Annotated in this window: 15 protein-coding genes; 4 read left to right on the top strand and 11 right to left on the bottom strand. The window is 63.5% G+C overall.

Translation table 11 applies throughout. From position 1 onward, the window contains the following. Positions 1–62: 62 nt before the first annotated feature. The 3 genes from NUH86_RS02710 to tpiA form a co-directional block, all read right to left on the bottom strand. Positions 63–1,697 (bottom strand): CTP synthase, encoded by a 1,635-nt coding sequence (locus NUH86_RS02710; protein WP_267251152.1) that lies wholly within the window; start codon positions 1,695–1,697, stop codon positions 63–65. A gap of 91 nt (positions 1,698–1,788) precedes the next feature. After that, complete coding sequence (secG, locus tag NUH86_RS02705) at positions 1,789–2,160, bottom strand: preprotein translocase subunit SecG (RefSeq protein ID WP_267251150.1); 372 nt, start codon at positions 2,158–2,160, stop codon at positions 1,789–1,791. A gap of 115 nt (positions 2,161–2,275) precedes the next feature. Then, the gene (tpiA, locus tag NUH86_RS02700) at positions 2,276–3,016 is read right to left on the bottom strand and encodes a triose-phosphate isomerase (protein ID WP_267251149.1); all 741 of its coding nucleotides are present in this window, start codon (positions 3,014–3,016) and stop codon (positions 2,276–2,278) included. 192 nt (positions 3,017–3,208) lie between these two features. Here tpiA and NUH86_RS02695 point away from each other — a divergent pair, with 192 nt between their 5' ends. Together NUH86_RS02695 and trpE are read left to right on the top strand one after the other, a co-directional pair. Next, positions 3,209–5,158, top strand: coding sequence for a peptidylprolyl isomerase (locus NUH86_RS02695; protein WP_267251148.1), 1,950 nt, complete (start codon positions 3,209–3,211; stop codon positions 5,156–5,158). Next, a complete protein-coding gene (trpE, locus tag NUH86_RS02690) occupies positions 5,145–6,674 on the top strand; it encodes an anthranilate synthase component I (RefSeq protein WP_416365338.1) in 1,530 nt (509 codons plus the stop codon). Before NUH86_RS02695 ends, trpE begins: the two co-directional genes overlap by 14 nt. A 41-nt stretch (positions 6,675–6,715) precedes the next feature. Here trpE and trxB read toward each other — a convergent pair whose 3' ends face one another. From trxB to NUH86_RS02660, 6 genes are all read right to left on the bottom strand, one after another. After that, positions 6,716–7,678 (bottom strand): thioredoxin-disulfide reductase, encoded by a 963-nt coding sequence (gene trxB, locus NUH86_RS02685; RefSeq protein ID WP_267251147.1) that lies wholly within the window; start codon positions 7,676–7,678, stop codon positions 6,716–6,718. Between the two features lie 226 nt (positions 7,679–7,904). Beyond that, the gene (locus tag NUH86_RS02680; protein ID WP_267251146.1) at positions 7,905–8,642 is read right to left on the bottom strand and encodes a peptidase; all 738 of its coding nucleotides are present in this window, start codon (positions 8,640–8,642) and stop codon (positions 7,905–7,907) included. Between the two features lie 24 nt (positions 8,643–8,666). Next, entirely contained in the window at positions 8,667–9,536 is an 870-nt protein-coding gene (locus NUH86_RS02675) for a transglutaminase family protein (RefSeq protein WP_267251145.1), read from the bottom strand. Positions 9,537–9,550: 14 nt separating this feature from the next. Continuing rightward, positions 9,551–10,483 (bottom strand): alpha-E domain-containing protein, encoded by a 933-nt coding sequence (locus NUH86_RS02670; RefSeq protein WP_267251144.1) that lies wholly within the window; start codon positions 10,481–10,483, stop codon positions 9,551–9,553. Positions 10,484–10,487: 4 nt separating this feature from the next. Further along, positions 10,488–11,897 (bottom strand): circularly permuted type 2 ATP-grasp protein, encoded by a 1,410-nt coding sequence (locus tag NUH86_RS02665; RefSeq protein ID WP_267251143.1) that lies wholly within the window; start codon positions 11,895–11,897, stop codon positions 10,488–10,490. Positions 11,898–12,263: 366 nt separating this feature from the next. Continuing rightward, positions 12,264–13,478 carry an MFS transporter gene (locus tag NUH86_RS02660; RefSeq protein ID WP_217988781.1) on the bottom strand — a complete coding sequence of 405 codons (1,215 nt, stop codon included), beginning with the start codon at positions 13,476–13,478 and terminating at the stop codon, positions 12,264–12,266. Positions 13,479–13,608: 130 nt separating this feature from the next. Here NUH86_RS02660 and NUH86_RS02655 point away from each other — a divergent pair, with 130 nt between their 5' ends. Together NUH86_RS02655 and NUH86_RS02650 are read left to right on the top strand one after the other, a co-directional pair. Continuing rightward, positions 13,609–14,478 (top strand): nickel/cobalt efflux transporter, encoded by an 870-nt coding sequence (locus tag NUH86_RS02655; protein WP_096061629.1) that lies wholly within the window; start codon positions 13,609–13,611, stop codon positions 14,476–14,478. A gap of 13 nt (positions 14,479–14,491) precedes the next feature. Then, positions 14,492–14,758, top strand: a complete 267-nt coding sequence (locus NUH86_RS02650; protein WP_096061628.1) for a metal-sensing transcriptional repressor — start codon at positions 14,492–14,494, stop codon at positions 14,756–14,758. A gap of 136 nt (positions 14,759–14,894) precedes the next feature. Here NUH86_RS02650 and NUH86_RS02645 read toward each other — a convergent pair whose 3' ends face one another. Together NUH86_RS02645 and NUH86_RS02640 are read right to left on the bottom strand one after the other, a co-directional pair. Then, positions 14,895–15,260, bottom strand: a complete 366-nt coding sequence (locus NUH86_RS02645; protein WP_096061627.1) for a hypothetical protein — start codon at positions 15,258–15,260, stop codon at positions 14,895–14,897. A gap of 117 nt (positions 15,261–15,377) precedes the next feature. After that, on the bottom strand, positions 15,378–15,593 hold the full coding sequence (locus NUH86_RS02640; RefSeq protein WP_255245629.1) for a hypothetical protein: 216 nt from the start codon (positions 15,591–15,593) through the stop codon (positions 15,378–15,380). Position 15,594 lies beyond the last annotated feature (1 nt).

Below are 15,594 nucleotides of genomic sequence, written 5' to 3'. Positions count from 1 at the left end.
ATGCGGCTATGCCGTGCCCTATGGCCTGAGACCCCAGCTTGCGCTGGGGTGACGGATTTGGATCAAACCAACCGGCTTTGCTTGACCGCAGCCTCGATGAAGCTGGCGAACAGCGGATGCGGGTCGAAGGGTTTGGACTTGAGTTCCGGGTGGAACTGCACGCCGACGAACCAGGGATGGTCCGGCCGTTCGACGATCTCCGGCAACATGCCGTCGGGCGACATGCCGGAGAAGATCAGGCCGCCCTTTTCCAGCGGTTCGCGATAGCCCGCATTGACCTCATAGCGATGGCGGTGGCGTTCGCTGATCTCGCTCGCGCCGTAGATGCCCGCGACGACGCTGTTGCCGGTGAGCTTGGCGGGATAGGCGCCCAGGCGCATGGTGCCGCCCAGATCGGTCTCCGCGGTGCGCCTTTGCAGGCCTTCCTTGCTCATCCATTCGGTGATGAGGCCGACGACCGGCTCGCTGGTTTCGCCGAATTCGGTGGTCGAGGCATTTTCGATGCCCGCCGTGTTCCGCGCGCCCTCGATACAGGCCATCTGCATGCCGAGACAAATGCCGAAGAAGGGCACGTTGCGCTCGCGGGCGAATTTGACCGAGGCGATCTTCCCCTCCGACCCGCGCACGCCGAAGCCGCCGGGGACGAGGATGCCGTGCATCGGTTCCAGGCGGGCGGCGATGTCCGCGCCCTCCTCCTCGAACAGTTCGGCATCCAGCCATTTGATGTTGACCTTCACCCGGTTGGCGAAGCCGCCATGGGTCAGCGCCTCGTAGAGCGACTTGTACGCATCGGGCAGGCCGACATATTTGCCGACGACGCCGATGGTGACTTCGCCCTCCGGATTCTGCTGGCGGTCCATGATGTCGTGCCAGCGGTCGAGCTTCGGCTCGGGCGCGCCCTGCATGCCGAAAGCGCGCAGCACTTCGTCGTCCAGCCCCTCGGCATGATATTGCGTCGGCACGGCATAGATGCTGCTGGCGTCGAGCGCGGGGATGACCGCTTCGGGGCGGACGTTGCAGAACAGGGCGATCTTGCGCCGCTCGCTTTCGGGCAGCGGGTGTTCGCAGCGGCACAGCAATATGTCGGGCTGGATGCCGAGCGAAGTCAGTTCGCGCACGCTGTGCTGGGTCGGCTTGGTCTTCAGCTCGCCCGCCGCGGCGATATAGGGGACCAGCGTCACGTGGACGAAGATCGACTGGCTGCGCCCCAGATCGTTATGAAGCTGGCGGATCGCCTCCATGAAGGGGAGCGATTCGATGTCGCCCACCGTGCCACCGATCTCGCACAGCACGAAATCCAGATCGTCGGCTTCGGCCAGGGCGAAGGCCTTGATCTCATCGGTGACGTGCGGGATGACCTGCACCGTCGCGCCCAGATAGTCGCCGCGCCGTTCGCGCTGGATGATGGTTTGATAGACGCGGCCCTGCGTCACATTGTCCGACTGCCGCGCCGAAACGCCGGTGAAGCGCTCATAATGGCCCAGATCGAGGTCGGTTTCCGCCCCGTCGTCGGTCACATAGACCTCCCCATGCTGATACGGGCTCATCGTGCCCGGATCGACGTTGAGATAGGGATCGAATTTCCGAATGCGCACACGGAAACCTCGCGCCTGCAGCAATGCGGCAAGCGAAGCGGCCATAAGGCCCTTGCCAAGCGAGGAGACCACGCCGCCGGTGATGAAAATATACCGCGCCATGGGAGAGGAGGCTTAGCCTTTTACAAACAAGTTGGGCAAGCGCGCAAATCATCGCGCGCGCGAAAAAAGATCGAAATGATCGTCAGGTGGCTTAGTTCGCGAGCGGAACCGCGCCGTTGCTGCCCGCCGCGCCCGCCAGCGGATCGCTGCCGGTCGCCGGGGCGGGAGCGGTCGCCGGAGCGCCGGCCGGAGTCTGGGGCGCCTGCTTCACCAGCGACGTGTCGATGTCGCTGGGCCGATGCTGGACCGAAGCGATCACCGCCAGCACGACCGACAAAGTCACGAAGATACCGGCGAGAATCGTGGTCGAGCGGGTCAGGAAATCGGCCGCGCCGCGGGCCGACATGAACCCCGCCGGGCTGCCGCCGACGCCCAGGCCGCCGCCTTCCGACTTCTGCATCAGGATGACGGTGACCAACAGAGCGGCGACAATGGCCTGCACGACGAGGATGAAGGTGAACATGGGGGCGAACTCTGTCCGGTAATGGGGTGCGTTGCCGCGCACATAGCGACGATGGGGCGCGGGGGCAACTGCCCCTGTCCTATCCCCTCCCGCAGACGGGAGGGGTTATTTTTGTTCAGGCCGCTGCGGCGATCACCGGAGCGAATTTTTCCGCCGTCAGGCTGGCGCCGCCGATCAGGCCGCCGTCGACGTCGGCAATCGCGAGCAGCTCCGCCGCATTGTCGCCGTTCATCGATCCGCCGTAGAGGATTCGCATCGCATCGGCATCCGCCCCGATCCGGCTGGCCAGGGCGGCGCGCAGGGCCGCGTGCATGGCGGCGACCGCTTCCATGGTGGGGATTCGGCCCGTGCCGATGGCCCAGATCGGCTCATAGGCGATCGCCAGCCAGTCCGCCGCCGCGCCTTCCGGCAGGGAGGCGAGCAGTTGCGCGGAGACCACCGCTTCCGCATTGCCCGCATCCCGGACGTCCAGGCTCTCGCCCACGCAGAGGATGACCTTCAGCCCCGCCGCCTTCGCCGCCAGCGCCTTGGCCGCGATGTCGGCATCGGTTTCGCCCTGGTCCTGCCGCCGCTCGCTATGGCCGACGATGGTCCAGCCTGCCCCGGCTTCCGCCAGCATGGCGGCGGACAGGCAGCCGGTGTGCGCGCCGCTGGCCTTCATATGGCAGTCCTGCGCGCCGATGAACGCCGCGCCCTTCACGCCGTCCGCCGCCGCGATCAGCGTCGCGGGCAGGCACAGGCCGACCTGCGCCGCCGGATAATCCTGCGCCAGGCGACCGATAGCCTCCACCTCGCCCAATTGGGCGCGAAGGCCGTTCATCTTCCAGTTGCCGACAACCAGCTTGCGCCTGCCCATCGATCTTTCCCCTTGTGGTCATTGCTGCACGGTCCCCACCGGCAGCGCTCTCCAACGCGAACAGCAGGGTTGGCGGAGCCGATGAACGGCGAACGCGCATTTGTCCAGCCTTGGAACCCGTGCGCCCTTGCCCGCGCGACGATCCGCCCTTAAAGCGGGCCGCCATCAAAGCCGCTTTACGGACTTTCCTCCATGCTTTCAGTCTTTCGCCGTTTCATCCGCTCCAAATTCGGGGCCTTTGTGGCCCTGATCTTCCTGGGGATCATCGCGGCCGCCTTCATCATGGGGGACATCACCAGCGGCAAATTGGGATCGGCCATGGGCAGCGGGGAAACCGTTGCGAAGGCAGGCGGGTCGCGCCTCACCCTGGCGGAGTTGCAGGACCGGGTGCAGCGCGTATTCGAAACTGCGCGCCGGTCCAATCCGGGCCTGCAGATCGGCGATTTCCTGGCGCAGGGCGGCGCGGCGCAGGTTTATGATCAGCTTGTCGCGTCGATGACGCTGAAGGAATATGCAAAGGACCAGCAGGTCCATATTTCCAAGCGGCTGGTCGATGCGCAGATCGCGCAAATCCCTGCATTTCAGGATGCGGCAGGCAATTTCAGCCAGGAGAATTTCCGGCAGTTGCTGCTGCGCGAGCGGATCACCGAGCAGGCTCTGCGCGACGACATCAGCCGCGAGATATTGGAGCGGCAGATGCTGGCCCCGCTGGGTCTGGGCGTGAAGCTGACCGATTCCATGGTCCTGCCCTATGCCTCGCTGCTGCTGGAAGCGCGTCAGGGCACCATCGCCATCATTCCCGCCACCGCGTTCAAGGACATTGGCGACCCGACCGACGCGCAGCTTGGCGACTTCTACAAGAAGACTGCCGCGCGCTACACGATCCCGGAACAGCGCCGCATCCGCTATGCGGTGATCGACGTCGAGCGTTTCGCCCAGGCGGCGCAGCCGACCGATGCGGAGATCGCAAGCTATTACAACCAGAACAAGGCCGCCTATGCCGCCAGGGAAAGCCGCAGCTTCGAGCAGTTGATCCTGCCGACGCAGGCGGCCGCCAAGGCGATTGCCGATCAGGTGAAGGGCGGCAAGTCGCTGGCCGCCGCGGCGCAGGGCGCGGGCCTTTCCGTGTCCGAACTGACGGACCAGAGCCGCGAGGGGCTGACCTCCGCCGCTTCGGCCGCCGTGGCCAATGCGGGCTTCGCGGCGAAGCAGGGCGAACTGGTCGGGCCGCTGCGCGGTTCGCTGGGCTGGGTGCTGCTGCGCGTCACGGCGGTCAAGTCGACCCCGGCCCGTCCGCTGGACGCCGTGCGGAGCGAAATCGTCGCCACGCTGCGGACGCAGAAGGAAAAGAAGCTGCTGAGCGACTTCACCGGCAAGATCGAGGATCAGGTCGCCAATGGCGGCAGCTTCGAGGAAGTGGTGAAGGATAATGGCCTGAAGCTGGAAACCACGCCCTTCCTCGTCTCCTCCGGCAAGCAGGTCGAGGACGTGGCCTATCAGCTTCCGGCGGATGTGCAGCCCCTGCTCACCCCCGTCTTCGCGATGAGCCAGGATGACGATGCGCAGTTGATCCCCATCGCCGCCGACAAGCGTTATGCGCTCGCCGCGCCGGGCGACATCCAGGCCGCCGCGCCGCCGCCGCTGGCCAAGGTGAAGGCGCTGGTGGCGATGCAGTACAAGCTGGCCCAGGGCAATGAGAAGGCGAAGGCATTGGCCGAACAGATCCGCGCCAAGGTCGCCAAGGGCATGAAGCTGGACGAGGCGGTCGCCGCCGCCGGCGTGCCCCTGCCCAGGCCGCAGGTCGTGGGCGGACGCCGCGCCGACATCATGCGCGAGGGACAGCGCCCGCCAGCGGAGATCATGATGCTCTTCGCCATGGCCGCCAACAGCGTGAAGACGCTGCCCGCCGGGCAGGATCGCGGCTATTTCGTGGTGCAGTTGAACGGCATCAAGAGCGGCGACGCAGGGAGCGACAAGGCGCTGGTCAATCAGGTTCGCGACCAGCTCAGCGATGTCGTCGGCCAGGAATATGGCCAGCAGTTCGAGCGGGCGGTCGAGAAGCAACTGGGCGTCAAGCGCAACGCCAATGCGGTGGCGGGCGTTCAGCGCGCCCTTACCAGCGCCAATAATGGCGGTCAGTAAGATGGCTGCGGGGACGGACGGCATCGAAACCGCGCGCAAGGCGCTGGCGGCGGGGCAATCCGCGCTGGTGTGGCGACGCCAGATCGCCGACACCGACACGCCGATTTCCGCCGCCCTGAAATTGTTCGAGGCTGATCGCGGCGACTTCCTGCTGGAATCGGTGGAGGGCGGCGCGGTGCGGGGCCGATACAGCCTGATCGGGCTGGCCCCCGACCTGGTTTTCCGGGCGCAGGGCCATGCGGCGGAGATCAACCGCCAATGGGCGACCGACCGGGACGCCTTCGTCGCCGAAGGCGTGGACGCGCTCGACGCGCTGCGGGCGCTGGTGGCGGAATGCCGGGCGGAGCTTGACCCGGCGCTGCCCCCTGCCCTGGCCTGCCTGGTCGGCTATTTCGGTTATGAGACGGTCGGGCTGGTCGAAAAACTGCCCCGTCCCGCTGAAAATCCGATTGCGCTGCCCGACATGCTGTTCGTGCGGCCGACGGTGATGTTGGTGTTCGACCGGCTGGCCGACGCGCTCTATCTGGTCGCGCCGGTGTGGAAGGGCGGCTTTGCCGACGCCGACAGCGCGGTGGCCCAGGCGCTGGAGCGGATCGACGCCGTCGCGGCGCGGCTGGCGGCGCCCCTGCCCGCGCAGGCCGCCACCGCCGAGATTGCCGATGTCGCGGTGACGCCAGTGCTGGGTCCGGGGCGCTATGCCGCCATGGTCGAGAAGGCGAAGGATTATATCGTCGCAGGCGATATCTTTCAGGTGGTGCTGGCGCAGCGCTTCACCAGCCCCTTCACCCTGCCCCCCATCGCGCTTTATCGCGCCTTGCGGCGGATCAATCCGTCGCCCTTCCTCTATTATCTGGACCTGCCCGGTTTTGCGCTGATCGGGTCCAGCCCGGAAATCCTGGTCCGGGCGCGGGACGGCGAAGTCACCATCCGGCCCATTGCGGGCACCCGTCCGCGTGGGAAAAATGCCGTCGAGGATGCCGCCAATCGCGAAAGCCTGTTGGCCGATCCCAAGGAACGGGCGGAGCATCTGATGCTGCTCGACCTGGGCCGCAACGATGTGGGCCGGGTGGCGGCGGCGGGCACGGTTACGGTGACGGACAGCTATGCCGTCGAATTTTACAGCCATGTCATGCACATCGTTTCCAACGTCGTGGGACGGCTGGCGCCGGAAAAGGATGCGCTGGACGCCCTGTTCGCGGGCTTTCCGGCGGGCACGGTTTCGGGCGCGCCCAAGGTGCGGGCCTGCGAGATCATCGCGGAACTGGAGCCGGAGACGCGGGGCGCTTATGCGGGCGGCGTGGGCTATTTCGGGCCGGACGGCAATATGGACAGTTGCATCGTCCTGCGCACCGCCGTCCTCAAGGACGGGGTGATGCATGTGCAGGCGGGCGCGGGCATCGTCGCGGACTCGACGCCGGAATATGAACAGCGCGAATGCGAGGCGAAGAGCGGCGCGCTGCTCGCGGCGGCGCGGGAAGCCGTGGCGCTGGCAAGGGAAGCCGGGTTCGGGCAATAAAGCTGGGGAGCGGCCAGCGACCGGTGCGGTCGCTGCTCTCCTTATTCCGCCGCGATGGCTTCGAAATCGGCTTCGGCCAGGAATTTCTCGACATCCAGGGCCGCCATGCAGCCCATGCCAGCTGCCGTCACCGCCTGACGATAGACCTTGTCGCTGACATCGCCCGCCGCGAACACGCCCGGAATGGCGGTCTTCGTCGTGCCCTTCTCGACCAGCAGATAGCCCTCGTCCATCGGCAGCTTGTCGACGAACAATTCGGTAGCGGGCTGATGGCCGATGGCGACGAAAGCGCCGTCCGTCTCGATATGCGACTTGTGGCCCGTCACCGTGTCGATCAGGTCGACGCCGACCAGTCCTTCCGGATTGCCGCCGCCGACGAAGCGTTCGATTGCCTGATTCCACAGCACCTTGATATTGGGATGCGCGAACAGGCGCTGCTGAAGAATCTTCTCCGCCCGCAGCGAATCGCGGCGGTGGATCAGCGTGACGTCCTGGCTGTGGTTGGTGAGGTAGAGCGCCTCCTCGACCGCGGTATTGCCGCCACCGATCACCACCACCTTCTTGCCGCGATAGAAGAAGCCGTCGCAGGTCGCGCAGGCAGACACGCCCTTGCCCTGCAACAGTTGTTCGCCTTCCGCGCCCAGCCATTTGGCCTGCGCGCCGGTCGCGATCACCAGGCTGTCAGCATAATAGAGCGTGCCGCTGTCGCCCTTCAGCCTGAAGGGCCGATTGGACAGGTCTACGTCGACAATCTGGTCGTACACCATCTGCGCGCCGACATGTTCGGCCTGCGCCTGCATCTGCTCCATCAGCCAGGGGCCCTGGATGACGTCGCGGAAGCCGGGGTAATTTTCCACATCGGTGGTGATGGTCAATTGCCCGCCCGGCTGCATGCCCTGCACCACGATCGGCGCCAAGCCCGCGCGTGCGCCATAAATGGCGGCGGACAGACCGGCCGGGCCGGAACCGAGGATCAGCATGCGGGTCGAATGGGTGGCAGTCATGAAAGTCTTTCCGGCTACGATTCGTCTGTCGCGATGAGATAGGCCAAGCGGGCGGGCGCGCAAGCGATGGATTTGCTTGATGGGCGAGAAGCTGAGCCTCGCCGTTCCCCTCCCCTAACTTCTGTCATCCCAGCGAAAGCTGGGATCTCAGGCAACGAGGGCACCACATAGCCGCACCAGATCCCAGCTTTCGCTGGGATGACGAATGGGGGAGTGACGGGCGAACTCAGTCGAGCACGTTCGGCAAATCCTCGAAACCCTTCCGCAACGCCGCCGACCAGCTATGCGAGAGAAGCTGGAATTCCTCATTATCCGCCTCGATCCGGGTGCGCACGCGGAAGTGGAACGCATCCCGCTCTATCACCGTCAGGTCCAGCGGCATGCCGACCGACAGATTCGACCGCAGCGTCGAATCCATCGACACCAGCACCGCCTTGGTCGCGTCCTCCAGGCTGGTTTCGCGTTTGATGATGCGGTCCAGGATGGGCTTGCCATATTTATGCTCGCCGATCTGGAAGAAGGGCGTGTCCTCCGTCGCCTCGATGAAATTGCCCGCCGAGTAAATGAGGTAGAGGCGCGGCTTCCCGCCCTTGCGCTGCCCGGCGATCAGGATGGAGGCGTCGGCGCCCGATCCCTGCATCTCTATCGTGCTGCGATAGCGCCCCTGCATGGCGCACATCGCATCGCCCACGATCTGCGCGGCGCGGTGCATGGTGGGGCAGTTGAGGATCGTCTCGACAGCCGGATCGAGCGCCGAATCCTTGATCGCCCGGCCCAGCATGGCCTTCACCCCTTGCGTGATCGACAGATTGCCCGAACACATCATGGTGATCGCCCGCTCACCCGGCACGCCGTAGGTGAAGCTTTTCCGGTAGCGCGCGATATTGTCCATCCCCGCATTGGTGCGGGTGTCGGACAGCATGACCAGTCCCTGGTCGACGCGCACCGCCACACAATAAGTCATGGCCCAAAGGGCTCCTATAGTCGTTCAACCCTGCGCGGTGGCTTGCGTGCCTTGTTGTTGCTGCCGTTGCAATTGCCGCTCTTCCACCCCGTCCACCGCCTGCGCGATCCGGACGTCCGCGTCAATCCAGATATCGCCCGCCACCGTCACGGAGCCGCGAATCGGGGCAGCATCGTCCGCATCCAGCCCGCAGGCAAGACGCAGATAGCGCTCCGTCACGCAGACCCGGTTGGACGGGTCGAACCCCACCCAGCCCAGTTCCGGCACCAGCGCCTCCGCCCAGCCATGGGTTTCGTGCAGCACATTGCCCTCATCGGCCAGCAGGTAGCCCGACACGTAACGCGCCGGAATTCCCAAGGCCCGCGCCCCGGCGATGAAGACCTGCGCATGGTCCTGACAGACCCCCGCCCCCAGGGCGAAGGCCTCCGCCGCCGTGGTGCTGGCGGTCGTCACGCCGCCGCGATAGGCCACGGCATCGCTTACCGCCGCGGACAGGGCATGGAGGCGCGCCAGTGTCCCGTCCTCATCGGGCAGGCGGAGCGCCATGTCGCGCATCGCGGGGGACGCCGCAGTCAGCCGCGTCTCCCGCAGGAAATAGCGCGGATCGACCCGGCCACCCAGCCAGCCCAGAACGCCATGGCTCTCCCGCGTCTCGACCAGTCCTTCGGCAACGATCACGGCATTGTCCGTCCGGTCGTGCCGGACCCAGATCGCCTCCATCTCGCCATAGCTGTTGGGGCGGAAGCTGTTCAGCGGCTCGTCATTGACGCTGACCTGCCAGTCGAGCACCTTCTGAACGGGCGTATCGACGGGCATCAGCTTCAGCCGCATCGCCACCCGTCCCGCCACAGCCGCATAGCGGTAGACCGTCTGGTGGCGGACGAGCAGTTTCACGCGCGCCCTCCCTCTCAGCCGAAATGATAGGCCTGGGCGATCTCCACACCCAGGCGGTTGGTGCTCATCAGGCCGTTCTGCACCGTTTCATGCAGGCCGGCCCTGAAAATCTCGCCACTGTCGAGTTTCTCCAGGTTCGCCACCATCTCCCGCACCGTATCATGACAGGCCGCCCGTGCATCATGCCACCCCGCCAGCCGGTTGAGCCGATAGGCCAACTGGTCGTAGCAATAGGCTATGCTGCGCGGGAACAGCCGGTTCAGCACCAGGAAATCCGTGATCTGCCAGGGCGTGTAGGTGCCGCCATAAATATGGTGAAAGGCCCGCGCACCCGACAGCGCGTAAAGCACCGACGTCCATTGATAATGGTCGCGATTGCCGCCCACCACCTCCGTCTCCGGCAGCAGCACATAATATTTGACGTCCAGCAGGCGCAGCGTCATCTGCGCCCGCTCCAGCGCCGATCCGGTGCGCAGGAAATCATGCCCCTCGTTGCGGAGCTGCCCCGAATGGGCCGCGCCGCGGAAGGTCATCACCCGCGTCTTCACCCAGTCGATCAGCGCGGGAAGCTGTTGCCGCGCTTCGGCCACGTCATAGCTGTCGAGCTTGCGCCAGCCTTCGTTCAGCGCCTCCCACATGTCCTGCGTCAGCATGGTCCGGGCCGACTTGGCGTTGGCGCGGGCCTTGAGCAAACAGGACCGGATGGAGGAGGGGTTGTCGACATCCAGCATCAGGAAAGCGATCGCGTCGCTCTCCGTCACTTGCGCGCCTTCGGGGAAATGGTTGAGCGCGCCCGTCGCCCGCACCACCGAGCGCCATTCGTCGCGATGATGCGCGCCCGGCAGGATCGCCATGCGCTGGCCCATGGTCAGCAGGCGCGCCGTGGCCTCGGCCCGCTCCATATAGCGCGCCATCCAGAAGAGATTTTCAGCGGTCCGGCTCAGCATCCGTTCAGTCCTGCAAAACCCAGGTGTCCTTGACTCCGCCGCCCTGGCTGGAGTTCACCACCAACGATCCTTCGGTCAACGCCACCCGCGTCAACCCGCCCGGCACCAGCCTGATCTGCTTGCCCACCAGGCAGTAGGGCCGGAAATCCGCATGCCGCCCGACCACCGCCGCCGGGCCGAGCGTGGGCACGGTCGACAGGTCCAGCGTCGGCTGGGCGATGAATTCACCGGGATTGGCCCTGATCCGATCGGCATAGGCAGCGATCTCATCCTTGGTCGATTTCGGTCCGATCAACATGCCGTAACCACCCGAACCATGCACTTCCTTGGCCACCAGGTCGTGCAGGTTTTCCAGCACATAGGCGCATTCATCGGGCTTGCCGCATTGCCAGGTCTGGATATTGTCCAGGATCGGCTGTTCGCCCAGATAAAATCGGATCATCTCCGGCACATAGATGTACACGGCCTTGTCGTCGGCGATTCCCGATCCGGGCGCGGACGCCAGCGTCACCCCGCCATTGCGATAGACGTTGAAGATGCCCGGCACGCCCAGCAGGCTGTCCGGCCGGAATACCAGCGGGTCGATATATTCGTCGTCGATGCGCCGGTAGATGACGTCCACCGCCTTCGGCCCCAGCGTGGTCTTCATCCACACCCGGTCATTGTCGACGAACAGGTCCGCAGGCTCCACCAGTTCCACGCCCATCAGGTCGGCAAGGAAGCTGTGCTCATAATAAGCGCTGTTGAGCGACCCCGGCGTCAACACCACCACCACCGGATCGCCCTTGCAGGCAGGGGGAGCGACTTCCTTCAGGCTCTTCAGCAATTCCGCCGGATAATCGTCGACCGGCGCCACTATTCCCTGCGCGAACAGTTCCGGGAACATGCGCGTCATGATCTCGCGATTTTCAAGCATGTAGGAGACGCCCGATGGCGTGCGGCAATTATCCTCCAGCACCTCGAACCGGGTCGGCCCCGTCCGCACGATGTCGATGCCGACGATATGGCTGTACACCTTGCCCGGCGGCGTGAAGTCCGCCATTTCCGCCAGATAGGCGCTGTTCCGATAGATGATGTCAGCAGGCATGACCCCCGCCTTCACAATCTCCCCACGATGATAGACGTCGTGGAGAAAGGCGTTCAGCGCCCGCGCCCGCTGGCGGATGCCCTTGTCCAGAACGCGCCATTCCTGCCCGGTGAAGATGCGCGGCAACAGGTCGAAGGGGATCAGCCGTTCCGGATCGCCGCCCTCGCCATAGACGGCGAAGGTGATGCCGATGCGCCGGAAAATCGCCTCCGCCTCATCCATCCGACGATTGAGCCCGGCAATGCCGGTCCGCTCCACCCAATTCTGCACCTCGGCATAGCAGGGGCGTATCGAACCGTCCGGCTCAAACATTTCATGGAAGGGCAAAGTGTCGATCCTCCCTCAGCCGGCATTCGGCTAGTTGTGCGTTGCAACATTAGTGCAACAGGGAAAAACGAATGCAAGCGGAAAATCCGCCTATGCCTAACAGGATCGAAAGCAATGGTAGCGGAGGAGGGACCAACGGAATACATCTATCTAATTGATATATAGTATTTAATCTCACGTGCGTTATAGAAATACCCCCCACAATACCCCCAATTCCGGCCCCTGCGATGAAACGACTCCTGCGTGCGGCAGACCGACTTTGCCGGCGTGTTCACCTCTCCACTGGGCACTGATTTTGACGTTTCTCATCAGAATCATCCGTTCGGGAGGAGGGCCATGACCTGTCGGCGTTGGCCGTCGTCGCACTCACCTGATACCGCCTCGACGCCGTGATGACACGATTTGGCGGCACCAGATCAACAAGGCTGCAAGTCCTGCAAACCCACCGCCTGCGATGAATGTTGCCGACGGTCCGGCATGATCCCACAATACCCCTGCGAGCACGCTGGCGGCAAGCATCGTGATACCAGTGGCAAGATTGAATATGCCAAAGGCCGATCCCCGCAATGCCTCGGGCGCGCGTTCGGCGACAAGCTGAGCCAGCAATCCCTGGGTCAGCGCCATATGACCGCCCCATAGCGCGATCCCGGTAAAGGTGCCGACCATGCCCAGCCGCGATGCCAGGAACATGTCGGCGGCGACAAGGCAGGCAAGGCCGTAGAACAATGGCCGTTGCGCTCCCCCATCGTCGGCGAATGCTCCAGCGGGATAGGCGCCGAGTGAATAAACGACGTTCATGACGACCAGAACGAGCGGCGCAAGCGCCAGAGGCAAGCCGTCTTCATTGGCCTTCAGGATCAGGAATGCTTCGCTGAACCGAGCCATTGTGAACATCACACCGATGCAGACCACCAGCCAGAAGCCGCGTTCCAGCTTTCTCAGATTCGCTATCCGCAATGGTACACGCGCGTCGGCGGGTGCCAATTTGTCGCGGTGCCCCTCAATACCGAAAATGACGAGCAGAACGGCGATAAGTCCTGGAATGACGGCAACCCAGAACACGGCTCGCATGTCGTCGGAAAAAATGGCCATGAGGCCGATCGCCGCAAGTGGGCCAGCAAATGCGCCGACGGTATCAAGCGCTTGGCGTAGACCGTAGGCCCTGCCCCGGATCTCGAGCGGAGTGACATCGGCAACCAATGCGTCGCGAGGCGCACCGCGCAGCCCCTTGCCGATCCGGTCGATCAATCGGGCTCCGAGAACCGGCACTGGGCCCGCGGCGAGCGCGAACAACGGCTTGGACAATGCGCCAAGTCCATATCCCAAAAGAATCAGCGGCTTTCGGCGTCCGATCCGATCGGACAGATATCCTGAGAACACCTTGGAAATGGATGCGGTCGCCTCGGCGATACCATCGATTACTCCAACCAGCGCCACGCTGGTGCCCAGGGTCACGGTCAGAAACAGCGGCAGCAGCGCATGGACGATCTCCGACGAGATATCCATGAACATGCTGACCAAGCCGAGCGTCCAGACCGTTCGGGAAATCTTCGGCAAATCTGCGTTCTTGGGCAGTGCCAATCTGCTTCCTTCCGATCCGCATAGGTACGCTGTCATCAGCACCATCTGCTGTCCATAGCGCACTTGATCGCGCCCGGATCACGCATTTTTCAACCGTTGTTATATCCCCCCAGGGGGATACAGGAGCCTCATGACCGACTTCACTTATTTGCTCCAGCAGGGCGGCGCTCATGCGTGGCTGTTCATCCCCAGTGCGATCCTCCTGGGGGCATTGCACGGGCTCGAGCCCGGCCACTCCAAGACCATGATGGCGGCGTTTATTATCGCCGTGCGAGGAACTGTCCGGCAGGCGGTCCTGCTAGGGCTGGCGGCCACCCTATCACATACGGCCGTCGTCTGGTTGGTCGCGCTGGCTGGCATGTGGGCATTCGAAGGCCTGCGCGCAGAAGATACCGAGCCCTATTTTCAGCTGGCATCGGGCCTGATCATCATCGCCCTGGCTGTCTGGATGTTGTGGCGCACGCGCCGCGAGCAACAGGAAGCCAGCCACTTCCACCACGAGCATGAAGGGCACCACCTAGGTCACGATCATGATCATGGCTACAATCACCGCCATAACGATCATCACGAGCCCAGCGATGAGGAAGTCCCCGCCATCGAACTGGCAACTGGCGGCTACGTCGACGCCCATGAAATGGAACACGCTGAAGACATCCGCCGCCGTTTTGCCAATCGCGAGGTGACCACTGGCCAGATCGCCCTGTTCGGCCTGACGGGCGGCCTTATCCCCTGCCCCGGCGCGATAACCGTGCTCATGCTGTGTCTGCAATTGAAAAAGGTCGCCTTGGGCGCGGTTGTCGTCGTCAGTTTCAGCGTCGGCTTGGCCCTGACCATGGTGGCATCAGGCGTGCTGGCGGCGCTCAGCGTGAAACACATGGCGCAGCGCTGGTCGGGGTTTGGCGAGATCGTCCGCAAGGCACCTTACGTGTCGGGCGTTATCATACTGCTTGTTGGTGCCTACGTCGGGATCAGCGGGTGGCTGCATCTGCTCGCGGCATGATAGAGAGAGTGCAATGAGCCACGCTGCAAACAAGGAACTGATCAATCGCCTGAAACGTGCACACGGTCATTTGGCGACGATTGTCAGGATGATCGAGGAAAATCGCGACGCGCTGGAAACGGCGCAGCAGTTGCAGGCAGTCGTAAGTGCTCTGAACAAGGCCAAGACAGTGCTGGTTGCCGATCATATCGAGCATCATCTTGAAGAAGCGATTGGTCCCTTGTCGCCTGAGACCCGCGAGCAGCTCGGCAAACTAACGGAACTGGCGAAATACCTTTGATCGAATGATCGAAGATGTGCCTGCAGTCGTTCACAAGGACAGCCCCAATTCTGATGATGCAGAACTGTGGCAACTGCTTATCGGAATAGCGCAGCCGAACCGGGGATGTTTGGAGGGATCCCGGCCAATGAAGAACTCAATCCTGAGCGGGGCGCTGCAATTCTACGATATCATGCTTTTTGGGGCGGCCATCAACGACCGTAACATGAGCAAAATGGTCGTCGAAGACATGCGAAATCTGGACATGCCCGACCAGTTCGCGCGTGTAATTGCTCACCACGCCCTTTGAAGGGCCTGGACGGTAGGTAACGCGATAAACGTCGAGAGTCTGACCAACTTCAGCCCCATCAGCGCGGCCAATGCATACCACGATCCCGCCAGTATCGGACCCAACGATGGAGCCACGCATGAAGAATGTGTGCCCAATACCCTGTGCGAGCACCGGCGCCGCCGTGAAGATCGAGGCTGCGACCAAAGCAGTCGAAAATGTTCTTCTCAGCATTTCGAGATTTCCCCAATCCGACCTGTGGAGCGAAGGTGAGTGTAAATTTGACGCGAGCGTATTACCCGCACCCCGGAGACGAACAACAGACTGTCGACTCCGGGGATGCGTGTCAGATCAATTTTTCAGAATCTGCATGCACCGGGCATGGGAGAGGTTCATCGGATTGATGCCACGTCCCTTCATCTCATTATGATCGTGGACCTGTCCGACACCCATTTCAGCTTCCATCTTCTGGCAGCTTTCGATTTCCGCACTGGTCGGCGGAATGGTCGCGCAGGCACCAAGAAGCGCAAATGGCGCGAGGCCCAGAATCGGCAAATATTTCATCATA

The sequence above is a fragment of the Sphingobium sp. JS3065 genome, from assembly GCF_026427355.1.
GTDB lineage: Bacteria > Pseudomonadota > Alphaproteobacteria > Sphingomonadales > Sphingomonadaceae > Sphingobium.
This window is presented reverse-complemented; position numbering and strand designations above follow the sequence as displayed.